16 protein-coding genes, 1 tRNA gene and 2 riboswitches are annotated in these 17,986 nt (G+C 33.2%); of the genes, 2 read left to right on the top strand and 15 right to left on the bottom strand.

Annotated elements, in window-relative coordinates:
- Positions 1-319: 319 nt before the first annotated feature.
- From grdD to ACZ5N4_RS00740, 13 genes are all read right to left on the bottom strand, one after another.
- On the bottom strand, positions 320-1,471 hold the full coding sequence (gene grdD / locus ACZ5N4_RS00800) for a glycine/sarcosine/betaine reductase complex component C subunit alpha (RefSeq protein WP_464206287.1): 1,152 nt from the start codon (positions 1,469-1,471) through the stop codon (positions 320-322).
- Positions 1,472-1,488: 17 nt separating this feature from the next.
- Positions 1,489-3,021 (bottom strand): glycine/sarcosine/betaine reductase complex component C subunit beta, encoded by a 1,533-nt coding sequence (grdC, locus tag ACZ5N4_RS00795; protein ID WP_464206285.1) that lies wholly within the window; start codon positions 3,019-3,021, stop codon positions 1,489-1,491.
- A gap of 174 nt (positions 3,022-3,195) precedes the next feature.
- Positions 3,196-4,503, bottom strand: coding sequence for a glycine reductase complex selenoprotein B (gene grdB / locus ACZ5N4_RS00790; protein WP_464206283.1), 1,308 nt, complete (start codon positions 4,501-4,503; stop codon positions 3,196-3,198).
- Between the two features lie 44 nt (positions 4,504-4,547).
- Positions 4,548-5,012, bottom strand: a complete 465-nt coding sequence (grdA, locus tag ACZ5N4_RS00785) for a glycine/sarcosine/betaine reductase complex selenoprotein A (protein WP_464206281.1) — start codon at positions 5,010-5,012, stop codon at positions 4,548-4,550.
- A 118-nt stretch (positions 5,013-5,130) separates the two neighbouring features.
- On the bottom strand, positions 5,131-6,417 hold the full coding sequence (locus ACZ5N4_RS00780) for a glycine/sarcosine/betaine reductase component B subunit (protein WP_464206279.1): 1,287 nt from the start codon (positions 6,415-6,417) through the stop codon (positions 5,131-5,133).
- A 146-nt stretch (positions 6,418-6,563) separates the two neighbouring features.
- Positions 6,564-6,896 (bottom strand): thioredoxin TrxA, encoded by a 333-nt coding sequence (gene trxA / locus ACZ5N4_RS00775; RefSeq protein ID WP_464206277.1) that lies wholly within the window; start codon positions 6,894-6,896, stop codon positions 6,564-6,566.
- Between the two features lie 15 nt (positions 6,897-6,911).
- Entirely contained in the window at positions 6,912-7,832 is a 921-nt protein-coding gene (gene trxB / locus ACZ5N4_RS00770) for a thioredoxin-disulfide reductase (RefSeq protein WP_464206276.1), read from the bottom strand.
- 271 nt (positions 7,833-8,103) lie between these two features.
- Positions 8,104-8,481: a GrdX family protein gene (locus ACZ5N4_RS00765; RefSeq protein ID WP_464206274.1), complete on the bottom strand. Its 378-nt coding sequence runs from the start codon at positions 8,479-8,481 to the stop codon at positions 8,104-8,106.
- Positions 8,482-8,624: 143 nt separating this feature from the next.
- Positions 8,625-8,689, bottom strand: a riboswitch (glycine riboswitch).
- A riboswitch (glycine riboswitch) is annotated at positions 8,690-8,869 on the bottom strand.
- 345 nt (positions 8,870-9,214) lie between these two features.
- Positions 9,215-10,054, bottom strand: a complete 840-nt coding sequence (locus ACZ5N4_RS00760) for a DegV family protein (protein WP_464206272.1) — start codon at positions 10,052-10,054, stop codon at positions 9,215-9,217.
- A 15-nt stretch (positions 10,055-10,069) separates the two neighbouring features.
- Positions 10,070-10,537 (bottom strand): tRNA (cytidine(34)-2'-O)-methyltransferase, encoded by a 468-nt coding sequence (locus tag ACZ5N4_RS00755; protein WP_464206270.1) that lies wholly within the window; start codon positions 10,535-10,537, stop codon positions 10,070-10,072.
- Between the two features lie 683 nt (positions 10,538-11,220).
- Positions 11,221-11,892: an N-acetylmuramoyl-L-alanine amidase family protein gene (locus tag ACZ5N4_RS00750; protein WP_464206268.1), complete on the bottom strand. Its 672-nt coding sequence runs from the start codon at positions 11,890-11,892 to the stop codon at positions 11,221-11,223.
- Between the two features lie 397 nt (positions 11,893-12,289).
- Positions 12,290-12,373, bottom strand: a tRNA-Leu gene (locus tag ACZ5N4_RS00745).
- Positions 12,374-12,525: 152 nt separating this feature from the next.
- Positions 12,526-14,031, bottom strand: a complete 1,506-nt coding sequence (locus ACZ5N4_RS00740; RefSeq protein WP_464206266.1) for a VanW family protein — start codon at positions 14,029-14,031, stop codon at positions 12,526-12,528.
- 169 nt (positions 14,032-14,200) lie between these two features.
- Here ACZ5N4_RS00740 and ACZ5N4_RS00735 point away from each other — a divergent pair, with 169 nt between their 5' ends.
- On the top strand, positions 14,201-15,235 hold the full coding sequence (locus ACZ5N4_RS00735) for a M42 family metallopeptidase (protein WP_464206264.1): 1,035 nt from the start codon (positions 14,201-14,203) through the stop codon (positions 15,233-15,235).
- Between the two features lie 28 nt (positions 15,236-15,263).
- The gene (locus tag ACZ5N4_RS00730; protein WP_464206262.1) at positions 15,264-16,508 is read left to right on the top strand and encodes a competence/damage-inducible protein A; all 1,245 of its coding nucleotides are present in this window, start codon (positions 15,264-15,266) and stop codon (positions 16,506-16,508) included.
- Here ACZ5N4_RS00730 and nth read toward each other — a convergent pair.
- Together nth and ACZ5N4_RS00720 are read right to left on the bottom strand one after the other, a co-directional pair.
- The gene (gene nth, locus ACZ5N4_RS00725; RefSeq protein ID WP_464206260.1) at positions 16,505-17,149 is read right to left on the bottom strand and encodes an endonuclease III; all 645 of its coding nucleotides are present in this window, start codon (positions 17,147-17,149) and stop codon (positions 16,505-16,507) included. The two genes, ACZ5N4_RS00730 and nth, sit on opposite strands and share 4 nt — an antisense overlap.
- A gap of 81 nt (positions 17,150-17,230) precedes the next feature.
- Entirely contained in the window at positions 17,231-17,929 is a 699-nt protein-coding gene (locus ACZ5N4_RS00720; RefSeq protein WP_464206258.1) for a lysophospholipid acyltransferase family protein, read from the bottom strand.
- Positions 17,930-17,986: the final 57 nt, after the last annotated feature.

Genomic DNA, 17,986 nt, shown 5'->3' with positions numbered 1-17,986 from the left:
GTATTTTTCATAGTGTACATAAAAATATTCTACAACAGGTTCAATTTTCCTCCCAAAAGTTAAATAAAATTTTACAAATTCTTATTGATTTGGACTTTAAATCCTGTTAAAAGTTTTATTATAAAATATAAAAGTCCGATAATTGAGAATTGATGTAAACAAGATTTTTTTCTTACATCTAATCCTCAATTACTCTAGTAAAAAATATTTAGTCATATGGTTTATATTATGATGCTTTTATTATTTTATGATTAATTTCATATATTAAACAGGATATTTATTCCATAATATATAAAAGGGAGCATAAATCTCCCTTTTGTTATTTGTATCCTGCTTTTACAAGCACTTCTATTGACTTTTCGCCTTCATCATCAGGTACAAGTATAATAGGTCCTGTACAACCCATACCACTTTCTGAGTATATACCTTCTTTCCATAATGCTCTACAAGCATTTTCAAGTTCTAATATATCAACTCCTGGTATTGAGAAGGTAACTACTTTCTTTGGAGGCATTTTTACTTCTTCCTCTACTACTGGCTTTTCTTTAGCTAACAATTTTCCTATTATATCATTTAAGCCAGCTTCTCTTGCTTTTCCGAATTCACCCTTAGCTTTTGATAGTACATCATTTTTAGCACATAGTGAACAATATCTTAAAGCCTCGCATATTAACGGAGCTCCTGAAGCACGAGATACTATGTTAACTAACTTATCATAGTCTTCACCAATACCTGGTCCATATCCATAACCAACTGTTTCATAGTCTCCACCAGTTGTGAAGGATGCAAATATTTTAATTAATAGGTTTCCAGTTAATGAATCACAAACCATTACATCTGGAGTACCTGCTAGAATGTCATTTCCTCTCATTACAGCGCCGCCATCAGCTCTTAATGAATCAGCAAATCTAAAGTCATATCCATTAGCTTGTAAATCTTTTAGTGCACGCTCTACTCCTCTAGCTCCATCAAGATTTAGGATACCTACTGTTGGATTTTTTATTCCTACTGCTTTTGCTACAGAGATACCAGATATAGCATTTTTAATCATACCTTCTACTCTGTTAGTAGATGTAGTTCCTGTTGTAGTAGCAATAATTAATTCTTTTCCCTTACCTGGTGTTACTATTCTTCCAACAGTTGATACACCGATTGGGAAATCAAAATGCTGAGTTACACATCCATCAAGCTCTTTTTTCTCCAAAAGCTCTACCATTTTCTTGTGTCCTTCTTCTGCATCTTTCACTTCCACTACTTCAAAGTCACCTTCAACTTTTGGTCCTATTAAAACTATATCAAAATCACCATATTTACCTTTAGCCATTTCAGCTGCTTTTACCATCTCTTTAACGCCATGCTCTGAGCCAAAGGTAGTGAGGCCTATTCTAACTTTTTTTCCGAAGCTTCCACTTTTTATGCCTTCTGCTATTTCATTGAAAACTTCCGCTACTATTTTTTTAGTTGCATCCACGTAAAATCACCTCCTAACTATTTTAAAAGCTCTTCAGCGAATTTCTTCATTCCTTCAGCTATCATATTCTTTATTTCGTCCTTTGAAACACCTAGTGATTCTTCAGCTGCACCAGTGTTTTTCTCAACTAGTATAGAAATACCATCAAATAAATTTGTCATTCTTCCTAGGAAAAGACTTCCTTTACCTACTACCATGAAGTTATTTAATTTTCCGCTCATTATATTCTCTATTCCATGACCTACTATTGGAACTCCTGATGGTATATGTCCTTGTGTTGGTGCAAATCCTGGATATCCATGATCTTTTACAAAATTAGGTAACTCTTTTCTGTCTAATTGTCCGCTCTTAACTGCTAATGCACCTATCATTTTGTAGTTTTGAGTTGGAACATCTCCAGCGCCTGCTGGTTCAGTAATATCTGGAGTTTGCATTTCTGGAGCGTATTTATCTACATCAGTAATTTTCATTCCATTTTTAGTTAAAGGCTCTAGTACTAAAGCTTCTATAACTGCTTGTGGTGCTGCTCCATGTCCTATTGTGTGTCTTCCTATTATATCAGTTCTTAGTACTGGACTTACTCCATCATTTTCTGATACTAGTATAGCAAAACCTCCTACACAGTCTTCTAAAGCTGGCAATCCCTTCTTAACATGGTCTCTTCCATTCATGCCTAGCTTCGCAGTACTTCCACCTGCAAATATTATTACATTTCTATGTATTCCTGATTTAACAAGAGCAGATGCTGTAACTAGTGCGTGAGTTGGACCTGCGCAGAAGCCCCTTACGTCCATTCCAGTAGCACCTTTAATACCTGCTATCTCTCCACAAGCTTTAGCAGTATTTCCGCCGCCTCTTTGATTCATATCGCCTATAGCTTCTTCTGAACACTCTATTAAATAGTCAACTTCATTTACATCTATTCCTGAGCTCTTTATTAAGTGCATTAGTGCTAAAACTCCTGATGCCTTAACAACAAGATTTTCTACCATTATGTGTGATGATAAGTTTAAGTCAAATTCATGTGCTCTTTTAATACATCCAACTAATTTTCCATCTTCATATAGTCCTTCTGCTACTCCATTTTCTACTAAATTTTGGATTACAGATAACTCTTCTCCTTCTTTTAACGCCTCTACTTTTTCTTTTAAAAGAGGATGGCTGCTAAGCTTTTCTTTTACTAATGCAGTAAAATCCTTTTCAAGAATAACTAAATCAAATACATCTGAAATCTTTAATAAGCCATAAAACTCATCTTGTGGCATTATTTCTCCGAAATTACCAAATCTATTAGCACCTTCAACCTTTGAATTAAACCATGGTCTTGGTAATTCTCCTAATTCATCTGGAGTCATATTACCTATATAAGTTTGATTTGGTGCGTAAGCTACAACTTCATCAAAAGGTCTTAAGTGATTTTTTAATTCCTTTAAGTAAGCTGAATCTGGATTTGTTTCTCTTTCTAAAGTTTGAGTAGTACCATTATGTATTACCATATCAGGTGCATTAACTAAAATATAAGAAGCCTTTTTTATTACTGGAAAACTCATTGTAAAACCTCCCTTAATCTAATTGAGAATTGAGAATTAGGAATTGAGAACCTTCAATATCTCAATTCTCAGTTCTCAATTTATATGTATCTCTTACTATATTTAACGAAAAATTTATAAAAACAGGGAATTGAAAATTAAATAATTTTCAATTTTCAATTCCCTTACTATTAATTATTCTTCAAATACTTTTTGTCCCTCTACTTCAGTTGAAAGAGCGCCTAATGCTTTTTCTACTAAGTGATATCTTAATTCGTACTCATCCTTAGCTTCTAATGATGGGTTTCCAAGTGGATGAGGTATTGCTATTGTAGGTACTATTCTGTTAGCACCAACTGTTAATGATATTGGAACTACTGTACACATATGAACTACTGGAAGACCTCCACGTTCAATTTCTTTTACAAGTGTTGCACCGCAACGTGTACAAGTTCCTCAGGTGGAAGTTAGTATAACTGCATCTACTCCATCTGCAATTAACTCTTTAACAATTTGCTCACCAAATTTCTTTGAGGAAGCAACTGCTGTTCCGTTACCAACTGTTGTATAGAAATATCTATGAAGTGATCCAATTTTTCCTTCCTTCTCCATTTGTCTTAATACGTCAACTGGAAGTACTCTATCTGAATCTGTGTTAGCATATGTTGGATCATATCCACCGTGTGCTGTTTCATAAGTTTCTGCTGTTAAATCCATTACGCCTTCTATATCATATTTTCCGAACTTAGAAGCATTGGATGATTCAATGTGGTCTGGGTTTCCTTTTGGAACTATACCACCTGATGTAACTAATGCTATCTTAGCTTTTGATATACCTTTTACTGCTGGATTTGGATCTACTCTATCGAATACAGGCATTTTAAACTCTGTAACGAATTCTTCACCCTTAATCTTTTTAACAAGCATATCAACAGCTCTTTTTGAACCTCTTTCAGCTGCAAAGTAGTTCTTTCTTATACCTCTTTCGATGTATGACTCTTCTGCTGGTGATCCTATTTCTTCTTTCTTAGCAAGCTTTAATGCTAAGGATGCAATCTTTGGAAGAGCATCTTTCATACCTACTGCACTGTTTTTAGTTTCTACAATGTAAAGCTGTTTCTTGAATAAGTCTACTCCTGGGTTTTCAACATACATAGCTGAAAGTACAGGTATTCCTAACTTTTCTTCAACTTCCTTTGCTATAGTTCCACAAGCTACACCATATCTTCCAGCATTGAAAGCAGGTCCTGCTATAAATAAGTCTGGGCTATATTTTTTCACCATTTCAATAACTTCAGCTTTTGCTTCTTCAAGATTCTCATTGAAGTAGGAATCTCCACAAATAACTGTAGCAACTATTTCAGCACCACCATTTTTTAACAATCCGTTTAATCCCATACCAGGACCAACAAATCCTTCTCTAACTTCTGGTTTTATATCAGCTTTTTCTTCTCCGCCTATACCAGCGTAGAATTGGTTTATATAATGAACAACTTTAATCATTTCAGAATTCCCCCTTTTCCTAGGAATTTAAACACATTTTAGAATTAGTATTTTGAGTATTGAGTTCTAACATTCTTAACTTCTTCAATAATAGCATCTACGTCTAGAACCATTTCCATCATTCCGCACTGTTCATCGTAAACAGCTGCATCACATTCGTCCTTTATTTCTGGCTCAACAACATGATAAACTGCAAGACCTAATGCTATTCCAGCAAGTGGACCTGCAAAAGTTGGGTCTCCAGCACATACTGTTTCTGCTGAAAGTCCTGAAGCTTCTGCTTCTGCTCCTCCGATTACTACAACTACATTTTCTGCACCATGTTTTTCAGTTAAATCTTTTACTCTTTGTTGGATCTCCAGATCCATAGCTCCTGCGGCTGTTCAAACAAAGCATTCTGTTGATGCAAAAATTATTTCTGCTCCAGCTGACTTAACGCAAGCTTCTATCGCTGGTCCTGGTATTCCGTCTCTATCTCCTACAGCTATTACTTTTTTTCCTTGTAACATCTATATCATCCTCTCTTTCAAATTTAATATTACATTTATAATTTTTATTTTTTAATATCAGCTATTTTATAAAATCTGCTAATATTATTTAAGGATTCAGTCTATTTTATTTAAGCTATTAATATCCTTTTGCTGTTAAAGTGTTGAATCCAACTTCGCTTGTAGCTCCAGTTATAACCTGAATCTCAGCCTCTATTGATCCATCCGCTCTTAAGCTTCCTACGTGTCCACCTGCTATTACATCAGCAGCTTCAGGATGTCCTATTATCTTCTTCATTGCTGGTAATATTACAACTTCGTTAGCATTTCCACCAGTTACTACTGCATCACCTTTTGGTGTAGAGTCAGCAAGTGATTGTGAGCTTCCATCTTGGCCTGCATACTCGTCTGTAATTAATACAGTTTTTATTCCTAAATCAGTTATCTTGTTGCAGTTCATAACTAAGTCAGCATCTGGGTTACCAAAGCCTTCTTCTGAAATTATAACTGCATCTGCTCCTAAGAAGTGAACTAGCTTAGCAGTGTAGTTTGATGATCTTTCTTTATCTGCAAGATATACGTTTTCATTTGTGATTACGCAACCTAAGAAGTTGATGTCCTTACCATGTCTTTCATATAAATCTTCAATAACTGGATGATTCATATGAACATAGCTTGGGTTCTTATCGCAAGCTGATACGCAGTTTCCACTAACGATAGCTCCATCAAATACTTCTGTTGGATATATAAATGTTGGTATAATTTTCTTAGCATCTACGCCGTATACGTATGTATCATGTAGTAATCCTTGAGTTTGAAGCATATATACATATACAACCTTTGGTAGGTCTGGATATTGTTTAACTTGCTCTAGTAATGGTAGAGTTTCAAAAGTTTTCACTTCATCTGGCTCAACATTTCTAGCTGCTTCTCCAAGGTATGTTGCTGCTTTGAATCCAATTGTTCTTACAGCTTCTTCATGCTCATGTTGTTTAACGCCTTCTTTTGGCTCACAAATAACTACAAGGTTATTTGTCTTTGAGAATGGAGTATATCTAGCTCCCTCTCCGCTCATGTCTATAATTCCTTCTTGGAATCCAACTATTTTACCAGTAGTAACTACTGCAGCTCCCTTTAACACGTGAGTTCTTCCTGAACCAACTGTGTCAACCTTGCTTATAAAGCCTGGGAATATTCCACCTTTTCCCTCAACTTTTACTCTTGGTTCAATAACGTCTTTTACTGGAATTATTCTTGTCTCTTCACCTGGCTTTGCGATATCGAATTCTATACTTTTAACTCTTTCATCGCCACCAACTGCTTGTAATAACTCTTCTTTGTTTACATAAAGAACTCCATTTTCCACCTTTGTTGCAGCTCCAAATTGAACGTCCTTAATATAAATTTTTCCAATTTCTAAACGCAAAGTAGTCACCTCCAAATTTATTTCGATGAGAGTTGAACTTACATTCAACTCTCATTCGATTATTAATTAATACTAAAATGGGATTTGAGTGGTTAATTATTTATTTATTTATTTATAAAAAGTTTTGAACTTTTTATTTCAAATAATTATAGTGTTTCGTAGTAAGTTTTTATAAAGTTTTCTATATCATCTAATGTTGCTATTTTATCAGCAGTAATTGAGCTTACTTTTTCACCATTCTTATAGATTATCATTGTTGGTAATCCTAAAACTTTTTGTGATATAGCAAGTCTTCTTGCTGAACTTGTATTTAAGCTAGTGAATTTAATTTTATCACCATACTTATGTTCAAGTTCATGAACTCCTGGCATAAGTTGTTTACATATTTCACACTTATCTCCCCAGAAATCTACGAATACTGGTTTTTCAGTATAATTTACTATTTCAGCATCAAAATTTTCCTTAGTTAATTCTATCATTGATAAAACCTCCTTTTATTTGTGATTTTCTATATAGTGTTCAGCAGCTGTTGCAGCTATGGCTCCGTCTGCTGCAGCTGTTATAACCTGTCTTAATAGTTTCTTTCTTATATCTCCAGCAGCAAATACTCCTGGAATATTTGTTTTCATGTCATCATCAGTTACAATATATTGATTTTCCATTTCTATTTGTCCTTCAAATAACTTAGATATTGGATCATATCCAACGAATACGAAGCATCCATCAACCTTTAATTCGCTAGTTTCTCCAGTTTCTCTATTTTTTAAAACAAGACCTTCTAATATTTCATCTCCCAATGCTTCTTCAACAGTTGAGTTCCATATAAAGTCTATTTTTGGATTTGCAAATGCTTTTTCTTGTAGTGATTTCGCTGCTCTTAATGCATCTCTTCTATGTATTACAGTTACATGCTCAGCAAACTTTGTAAGGTATATAGCCTCAGTTATAGCTGAGTCTCCTCCCCCTATAACAGCTATATCTAGATCTGTAAAGAAGTCTGCATCACAAGTTGCACAGTAGGAAACTCCTTTTCCTCTTAATTCTAATTCATTCTTGAATCCTGAAAGTCTTGGAGTAGCACCAGTAGCTACTATTATTGTTTTTGCTTGATATGTTTCTTTTCTTCCTTTAACTACCTTTATGTCTCCTGACAATTCAACTTCTACTATTTCATCTTTAGCAAACTCAGTTCCGAATTCTTCTGCTTGTTTTCTCATTCTTTCACTTAGTGTTGAACCTGTGCAATCTTCAATAGATCCAGGATAGTTTTCAAGCTCATCTGTAGTTGTTGCCTGACCACCGTATTTCGCTCTCTCAATAAGTAAAGTTTTCATTCTTGATCTTGCAGCATAAAGGCCTGCTGACAGTCCTGCTGGACCACCACCGATTATTATTGTGTCATAAATCTGTGACATTTTTGTTCCCTCCCGCTTTTTAATATATTAATTACTTTTTAGATTCAATATCTATATATTAAGTACGCACTACTAAATATAATTGCAATGGTACTATTTTAAGCATACATTTATGCTATTATTCATTATTATGAAACTCCTTCTCCATACTGTCGAATGAGTAAGCGATCATCTCAAAATCAAAGATTTTGGATGCCTGCTTATGAAACTCCTTCTCCTATTGTCGAATGAGTAAGCGACTCACTCCAAATCAGAGATTTGAGTTCTCTGCTTAATTAAATGCATGATAGATTAAATCATAATCTATAAGTTGAAAGTCTTCTAGCACTTGCTTACTCCATTTTGGGATGCCAAACTTTTGAGTAAATTTCTCAGTAGCATATATACCTTCCTCTATATAATTTAAAGATTGTATATCTACGGATTCACTTTTGCCTTTTGATATAACAACTGTTCTGTAAGGAGTTTCATTAGGTTTTATACTACTCATTAAAGGATGTGTGAGTAATTTATGTCCTTTATGTATGTAATCTCTTACCTTTTTAAATACATCCATTGTATTGCCATTCACGTAATCGGTTTCATGACTACTGCTTAATTTTTCTCTGCTCATTGGATTATTAGTTACAATAATTACTGGCTCTATCATTTTTATTCTCCTTTTCAAAACGAAACTTTAACACCAACTATATCGTATATCAGATTGCATTCAATTAATATTTTAAACATTTTCTATTCAAAATATATTTCGACATTTTGATCTAACAAAAAACAGAGGCAGAAAGCATTCGCTTTTCTACCTCTGTCTATTAACCTGAGAGTTTTACTCCTTCGGTGCTTATCGCTTTCCAGAGACTTGTCCATTTTCGGTCCTTTTGCCTGAGAGCTTCATATTATTTAAGCAAAATAATACTTATTCCTTCGGCTATCCATTTAAGGATACCATATATTAGAACCTTATACGCTCTAATATATAGTAAGTAGATTATCAACGCAAAATTTGTTAAGTTTTCTACTTAATCTCCCGAAAATTTCATCCAACTTTATTAATTTTTTAACGTTTTCATTGACAACTTAATTATATAATAGTCAAACAAAAAATTCTATACATTTAGAACATATTAATTATTCAATTTTATTATAAGATCTATCTGCTTTTTCAATACCATTTTTCGCGAATATTTTGGTTATATTTCAATATATTTACAATTTATTCGCTAAAATCCTCAATAACCCTTGATATATTTCTTAATTTTCATTCAATAAAATTAAATATACAACAAAAAAACTTTGTTTGCAAGATTACATTTGTCAAACAAAGTCTTTTTAATTCCATATTGTTAATAAATTATAGATATTTTTTTAACAATATATCCGATTTATTAATGATTCTCTATAAAAAATACACCACCAGCCCTAGGTCCTGAGTGTATACCTACAACACATCCTACTTCACATTCTATAAATTCCTTATCTATTGACTTTAAAGATTCCCTTAAAGCATCTAATATCTCCTTATTTTCGACATGTAAAAGTATAGAGGCTTCTCCCTCTTTTATTCCTTTCTTATCTATATAATCTAAAATATATTTTATAGATTTCTTGTTGCCTCTTAACTTATCAATAACTACCATCTCACCATTTTCTACTGCTAGAATTGGTTTAATACCTAATATATTGCCTATAACCCCTGCGGTTTTAGATAATCTTCCACCCTTAACTAGATTGTCTAAAGCTTCAAAAGCAAGTACACTCTTTACATGTGGAATTAAAGTTTTGATTTCGCTTTCTATCTCTTTAATTCCTAATCCTGCTTCTTTTAACCTAGCCGCCTTAAGCACCAAAAGTCCAAGACCTGATGTAACATTTAAACTATCTATTACCACTATATCATCCGTTCCTAGCATTTCCTTAGCAATACATGCAGACTGATACGTTCCACTCATTTTAGAAGAAATATGTATAGAAACTATCTTGTATCCTTTTTCGCTATAACTCCTATAGCATTCTAGGAATCTTTGAGGATTAACCTGTGTTGTTCCAGGGAATTCATCGCTTTGCTCCATTTTTAATAGGAGTTCCTGTAAGTTTATATCTATTCTATCCTTATAGGTTGTTTCTCCAAAATTAATTAATAGCGGAAGCACTTCTATATCATATTCTTTTACTATTTCTTCAGGTAAATCAGATGTACTATCCGTTATTATCTTTATTTTTTCCATCAAGCTTATACCTTCCTATTTCATACTTGGAAAATCCATCTGCCTTAATGCCTCATATGCAATTATAGCAACAGTATTTGACAGATTTAAAGAACGGGTAGTTGTATTTATCATCGGAACTCTTATGTCCCTTTCAGGATCACTTTCTCTTATTCTATCAGGTAATCCTGCCGATTCTTTTCCAAACACGATGAAATCGCCAGGCTTAAAGTTTACTTCATGGTATGAGTTTTTAGCATGGGTGGTTGAGAAATAAAAAGTCGAATCCTTATACTTCTCTCTAAGCTCATCATAGGAATCATATATGGTTAAGTCTAAATCTTTCCAATAATCCAGCCCAGCTCTTTTAAGATGTTTTTCATCTAAGCTAAATCCTAATGGCTTTATTAAATGCAATTTACAACCTGTAAGCACACAAGTTCTAGCTATATTCCCTGTATTTTGTGGTATTTCTGGTTCAAATAATACTATATTTAAATTCAATTTATTCTCCTCCAATCAGTATGTTGTTATAGACATTCTATTACTCCATATATATTACTCCATAATATTATAACAGTAAAGCACTTCAATATACAGCATCTGTAATTCATAGTATAAAAATTATGTGATATAAGATCATATATAGGGATTAGGCTGAAAGTTAGCTTATACGCCGGTATATGTTTCCAAGCTTCAGCACGTTAAAAACTTTTAGCCAGTCTAAAGCTTGTGTTTCAAGACAACCTAAGAACTTTCGAGAACTCGCTGTGCTCAAACAACTCTAAAGTTCTAAGGTTCTCTTAAAACCCTTTACTAAGACTGGCACAAAGTTTTTAAATCTACTTCAGCTTTGGAAACATATCCCTCTGTATAAACTAACTTTCTAGTTACTTTTCTGATAGATATCTAACTTTGATAATTGACTTAACTAAGGTATTCATAGGAATACATCTGACAGTACATTTAATAATTTTATGTTAGCTCTTGGCGAAGCTACTTTAGAACATCATCAATCTTAAATACTGTTTGAGCATAGCGAGTTTATTTAAGATTGTTGATGTTCTTAGCGGCAAGCCTTAGAGATAACTAAAATTATTAACAGTACAGAAGAGGTATTCCTATGAATACCGTTAATAAGTCAAATACTTAGGTTGAATATCTATAAAAACTGCGTCGCAGTTTTTTTATTTTACCGATTCAAGATATTCTATGGTACCATTTGATATATTTTCAGCTAATCTTTTTAATACATCTTCTTTTGACAACTTTTCTCTATCCTCCTCATTAGTTATAAATCCACATTCAACCAAGACGCAAGGTATTTTACTATACCTAAGTACTGCAAAGTTTTCTCTTCTTATACCTTTATTTTCCCATCCATCATCTTTTATAGCTTCTTTTTCTATAATTTGTGCAAGCTTCATTCTTTCATCTTTTTGGTAACCATTTGCATCGTAGTAATATGTAGTTATGCCTTTAAAAGTGATATCATTAATAGAATTTATATGGACCGAAATAAATGCATCTGCATTTGCCTCATTAACTTTCTCTCCTATTTTTTTTAGAGGTATAAGCTTGTCCTCATTTCTTGTTAAAACTACTTTACATCCTTTATCTTTTAAATATGCTTCTGCATACTTTACTATCTTAAAGGTTAAATACTTTTCATACATATCTTTATAGCTCGTACCATTATCAATTCCACCATGTCCAGCATCTAGCACTATAGTATATTCCCTACTGGGCTTCTTAAATTTATTACTTTTATCTATAGCTTTAACCATAGGTGAATACGGCTCACCTAATACCTTTTCATAAACCGGATTTATGGCTTTCCCAAATAATAACATTATCATAGTAAAAAAAATACAAGAAAATAAAAACCTTTTCCTGTTGCCAATTCTCATATTCTCACTATCCTTTTTAATAAATTTTAGAATAACTAAACTCAATTAATTGTAAAACATAATTATATTATATACAAATTTTGGAATATTTTCAATATAACTCAATATATTTATAAGTTACATATTTGTAAACATACTACAGGGGTACTAGACGGTCAGTTAATTTATACCTTGGGCTATGTTTCCAAAGCTTCCGTCCGTTAAAAACTTTTAGTCAGTCTAAAGCTTGTGTAGAGCTTCACGGCCGAAAATTGACTTAAACCTTGAATTATATAAAAAAAAACAAACAAGTACTTCATTCTAAAATATATGAAGCCCTTGTTTATTTTACTCTACAATAACCTGATGCGGATAACAGGATTTGAACCTGCACAAAGTCTCCTTCACTAGAACCTGAATCTAGCGCGTCTGCCAATTCCGCCATATCCGCAAGTTTGAATAAATTTACAATTATATTATACCATAATATTCCACTATGACAATGCTTTTATGTAAAAAAGGCACTTAGAAGAGGAATTTAAAAGGACTAAGTCCTGTATAATACAAGATTTAGTCCTTGAATGTTGCTTAATTAAACTTTGCCTAACTTTTTGGAGTTGTTCCACTTGTTTTGGGCTGTTCACTTGTTTTTGATGGTTCACTTGTTTTTGGCGGTTCACTTGTTTTGGGTGGTTCATTTGCTTTTGGCGGTTCAATCGTTTTTGGCGGTTCAACCGGCTTTTTAGTACCTCTTTTTATAACTCCATCCACTGGCTGATAAAAATCATATGCTATAACATCTTCACTTATCAAACTGCCATTCTTTGTAGTTCTTTTTGTAACTTTTACCTTGTAGCCTGTATAAGGAGCTTGAACTTGTTGAGTTTGTCCATCTGGTAATGTTGGATCATCTACATACTTTACTCCCGGTTGTATAGTCTCATAAACTTCTGATTTCACCTCAGTTACTACATCACTTAAAGAAGAATTCGTATATACATTGAATGTAACATTTCCTCCAGAAGCATCTCCTTCAATATATATTGGATAATCAAAAGTATTTTTAAATTTATAGTCTAAATTACCATAGTCAACGGTAGCATCCATTCCAAGTGGCACATAGTGCGATGGTAGTGTATGATGAGCTCTTTCAACAGATTTTATATTAGCTCTAAGTACTGCATTGTATAATGTTGTGGATACCTGGCATATTCCGCCACCAAGTCCTGAGTCTATTTGGTTTCCAATAATAACTGGGGCTGCTTGATATCCCTTTTCCGCAGTTCTTTCTCCTACCACATCATTAAAACTGAAAGTATCTCCAGGCATAAGTATTTTACCATTTATAATATTTGTAGATAGACTTATATTATTAGCCCTTTCTCTTGAAGATATAGAGCCATACTCTGTAGTAAAAGTTGATATTTTTGCGTTAATAGAAGATATTTTATCCGCAGTAATTTTAGCAGAAATTGCTTCTATAGGCGCCTTAATGTTTACATCAGTTCCTACTGACTCATTAATTTTTGATGAAGCTTCTTTTTGTAATTTATCTTTTTGAAGCTTTCTTCCACTTTCTTCTGGTACTACTGTAATATTTCCTCCGCTTATTTTTAGTGTCGCATCTACAGGATCTTTGTTTATATCTTTTTCAATACTGTCTATAAGTTCATTTACTGGATTTTTGTCATAAGTAAGCCCTAGAGAAAATTGTTTTTTCTCGAAACCTTTCACTATTTTATACTTTTTAAAGGCATTAGAATCCTTACCATATAAAAATGCTTGGTTTACGGCTTCGTCTATATTATATTTAGGATTTAGCTTTGAATAATCTAATGTATAAGTTCTATCAGGAGTTATTATATTTACTTTTCCCTTTTCTACTGAATTAGTATATTTTTGTTCTAAAATTTTCTTTGCTTGATCTTTTGTTTTCCCAGATAAGTCTTCCCCTGATACACTTACCCCTGGATATATTACATTTGACCAAGCTTTAACAGCATTATACTGGAATATTCCAAATCCTGCAGTACCTATTGTTAGAAAAGCTATAGCAATAAGTACTCTAATTGAAAGCTTTTTTTTAGTACTTCTTTTTTTTCTCCCCACAGGTATCACCTCTTTATTTTCCCTAATCATTATACTATAAAAGCAATTTTATTTAAATTGTTTTCTTCATACAATCAAATATTTATTGAACTAAAAAATCATAAGGTATAGAATTAATTATACAATTATGTATCTTCTTACAAAATGATTTAAGGTGAGGTGTATCTAAATGAACTATGACAAAGAAAAAGTAAAGCATTATATTAGGAATCTATTGATAACTCCAAGTCCTAGTGGATTCACAAATAAAGTTATGAATTACATGAAATATGAGCTAGACCTGCTAAAAGTACCCTATACAACTACTAATAAAGGATGCCTTATAGTAACTTTAGATGGTGAAAATTCTGAATATCAAAAGACCATTTCAGCCCACATAGACACATTAGGTGCTATGGTAAAAGAGATTAAATCTAATGGGGCTTTAGTATTGGCCCCTGTAGGTGGCTTCATGATGAATTCTATAGATGGTGAAAACTGTACGATACACACTTTAGATGACAAAATTTACACAGGAACTATTCAAACTATAAAACCTTCCGTACACATACATGGAAATGAGGCTCGTGAACTAAAAAGAGTTCCAGAGAATATGGAAGTTATTATAGATGAAAAGGTATTTTCAAAAGAGGATGTTGAGAATTTAGGAATAAATATAGGTGATTTTATATGCTTTGATAGCAGAACTATTTTTACAGATAACGGTTTTATAAAAAGCAGACATCTAGATGACAAAGCAAGTGCCGGCATAATTTTATATGCAATCAAATATATAGTAGAAAATAAAATTTCTCTTCCTTACACTATAAATTTCTTAATAAGTAATTATGAAGAAGTAGGTCATGGTGCATCTTTTATACCTGAGAAAACAAAAGAATTTTTATCTATAGATATGGGAGCTCCTGGCCCTGGACAAAATTCATCTGAATACAGTGTATGTATATGTGCCAAAGATTCCTCTGGTCCTTATGACTTAGAACTTCGAAAAAATCTTATTGATATGTGTAAAGAGAATAACATTTCTTATAAAATTGATATATATCCTAATTATGGGTCTGATGCTTCTGCCGCACAAAAAGCAGGCTGGGATGTAAAGACAGCTCTAATTGGAACTGGCGTCTTTGCTTCTCATGCATATGAGAGAACTCACATGGATGGGGTAATGGCTACTCTAGACTTACTTTTAAAATACTGCCAGAATTAAAATAATATAGACCGGGGAGGTTGTCAAAATGAAAGCTGAGATACTCTGTGTAGGAACAGAACTTTTACTTGGCGATATAGTGAATACGAATGCTCAATATTTATCAAAAAGATTAGCGGATCTAGGTATCTCTGTATATCATCAATCTGTAGTTGGGGATAACAGTGAAAGATTAAAAAAAGAATTTGAAGAATCTTTTAATAGAGCTGATATAGTAATAACTACCGGTGGACTTGGTCCTACACCAGATGATTTAACAAAAGAAACTGGTGCAGAATATTTTAATAAAGAAATGGTTCTGCACGAGGATACATTAAGCAAATTAAAATCACATTTTATTAACACATCAAAAGGAGAGTTAAAGGGAAATAATATAAAACAAGCATATTTTCCAAAGGACTCATTAGTTCTACCTAATGACTATGGTACTGCACCAGGTTGTGCTATAGAGGAAGACGGTAAATTACTTATTGTTTTGCCTGGGCCACCTAGAGAGATGAAGCCTATGTTTGAAAACTCTGTAGTTCCTTTATTAAAGAAATATAGTAGCGAGATACTACAATCGAAGGTTCTAAGAATTTGCGGCATAGGTGAAGGTATTATGGCAGAACAAATATCTGATATCATAAATAACAGCACAAACCCTACTGTAGCACCTTATGCCAAAGACTGGGAAGTAACTCTAAGAATCACTGCAAAATCAGATACAGAAGAGAATGCAAAGATGCTTATTATTCCTGTAGAAAATGAAATTCGTAGTAGACTTGGTAAACATATATATGGCGAAGGTGAAACTTCTCTCGAAGCAGTCTTAGCTGAATTGCTAATAAAAAATAACTTAACTATATCTACTGCTGAATCCTGCACAGGAGGGCTTATCGCTTCAAAGCTTGTAGATTATCCAGGCGTCTCCTCAGTATTTATGGAGGGCGCTGTTACCTACAGTAATGATGCGAAAATCAAGCGTCTAGGTGTAAAGGAAGAAACTTTAGAACTATTTGGTGCTGTAAGTGAAGAAACTGCAAAGGAAATGGCAGAAGGTATTGCTAAAACATCCGAAACAAACATAGGACTATCAACCACTGGTATTGCAGGGCCAGGTGGTGGTACTGCCGAAAAACCTGTAGGCTTAGTCTATATTGGTCTTTATATTAACGGAAAAACTAAAGTTAAAAAATGTGAATTTACAGGCAGTAGAGAAATGATAAGAAGAAGAACTACTATAACTGCACTAGACTGGGTAAGAAGAGAGCTTTTAAAGACCGAAAGTTAATTTTCGGTCTTCACTTCTTCATTAAAATACTCACAGTAAGGCGCTAGTGGGCATATTTCACATTGTGGTTTTCTAGCTTTACAAATCTGTCTTCCATGCCATATAAGATAATGGTGAGTATCGCTCCACATTTCTCTTGGAACATTTTCCATAAGACCTTTTTCTACTTGATCTGGAGTATCACCTTTCGAAATTCCAAGCCTATTTGATACCCTAAATACATGAGTATCTACTGCAATAGCTGGAACTCCAAAAGCATTAGATAAAACTACATTGGCAGTTTTTCTTCCTACTCCCGGGAGTTCTATTAGTTCTTCCATTGTTTTTGGTACCTCACCACCATGTTTTTGTATTATATCTCTTGTAGCTCCTAATATATTTTTGCTTTTGTTTTTATAAAATCCACAGCTTCTGATCTTTTCTCCTAGCTCTTCCTCTGTCAAGCTTATCATTTTTTCCGGTGTATTATATTCTTTGTATAATTCCTCCGTAACCTGGTTAACTCTTACATCAGTACATTGTGCGGATAGTATTGTTGAAACTAATAGTTCATAAGGTGATTTAAACTCCAGCGCACATTTAGCATTAGGGTAAGTCTCACTTAATACTTTTAATGTTTTTTCTATATTTTCTTTTTTCAAAATGTTCACCTACTTTTACTTTTCTTACATATTAATATTATATATTCAATAGAAAAAAATACCCATTCAAAATAATGGGTATTACTTATATTCTCCTCTATATTGTTCAGGTAAGAGCTCTGCAATTTTTCTCATTAGGAAATTCATGGCTCTTTCTTCATATTCACGTTTGTCTTCCTCACGATCTTTAGCAGGTATTTGTACCTCTTTACCTATAGATAGTGTAACCTTTGCATGATAAAACTTTTCTTGTCCCATATCATTCTCATTAATAGGAAGAAGTTTCTCACTACCATAGATACCGAGTGGTATAACTGAGGCTTTTGTCAATCTTTGAATCAATATAATTCCTTTTTTAGCCTTAATCATACTTCCAGTTCTGCTTCTTGTACCTTCTGGGAATATGAGAATATTTTTTCCTTCTTTTAATGTCTTTACTATTCCTGATATAGCTTCTTTATCAGGAGTATTTGGCTTAATAGTTATAGTTTTAGTAATGTATACACCCAAACTAGTCAACGGATTGTCAGATAGTTTTGCTCCTGCTACAAAGGTTATATCCTGATCTCTTAGTATATTATTTATTACCAATCCATCAGAATTACTTAAATGGTTACATACAAAAAGTATAGGCTTTTTTACGTCTTTTAAGTTCTCCATTCCCTTAACTTCTATATCTGCATAGGTTTTTAGATACTTCTTAATCAGTTTTCCAGAAAAAAATCGAACTACATCTTTAGGAAGATAGCCTATTATCCTAGCTGCTCCAGGAGAAATCATAATATAGTCCACCTTTCATTTACATGGTTTAAAATAAAAATTATATAAGCTATACAA

Source organism: Clostridium nitrophenolicum (assembly GCF_055391695.1).
The sequence above is the reverse complement of the archived record's forward strand: the minus strand, read 5'-3'. Positions and strand labels throughout refer to the sequence as shown.

Bases quoted from the DNA above. Each gene is read 5' to 3' on its own strand.
- ACZ5N4_RS00765 (WP_464206274.1), bottom strand. From the start codon at position 8,481: ATGATAGAGCCAGTAATTATTGTAACTAATAATCCAATGAGCAGAGAA.
- grdC (WP_464206285.1), bottom strand. From the start codon at position 3,021: ATGAGTTTTCCAGTAATAAAAAAGGCTTCTTATATTTTAGTTAATGCA.
- ACZ5N4_RS00720 (WP_464206258.1), bottom strand. From the start codon at position 17,929: ATGATTTCTCCTGGAGCAGCTAGGATAATAGGCTATCTTCCTAAAGAT.
- ACZ5N4_RS00730 (WP_464206262.1), top strand. From the start codon at position 15,264: ATGAAAGCTGAGATACTCTGTGTAGGAACAGAACTTTTACTTGGCGAT.
- ACZ5N4_RS00750 (WP_464206268.1), bottom strand. From the start codon at position 11,892: ATGATAATGTTATTATTTGGGAAAGCCATAAATCCGGTTTATGAAAAG.
- ACZ5N4_RS00760 (WP_464206272.1), bottom strand. From the start codon at position 10,054: ATGGAAAAAATAAAGATAATAACGGATAGTACATCTGATTTACCTGAA.
- trxA (WP_464206277.1), bottom strand. From the start codon at position 6,896: ATGATAGAATTAACTAAGGAAAATTTTGATGCTGAAATAGTAAATTAT.
- ACZ5N4_RS00735 (WP_464206264.1), top strand. From the start codon at position 14,201: ATGAACTATGACAAAGAAAAAGTAAAGCATTATATTAGGAATCTATTG.
- trxB (WP_464206276.1), bottom strand. From the start codon at position 7,832: ATGTCACAGATTTATGACACAATAATAATCGGTGGTGGTCCAGCAGGA.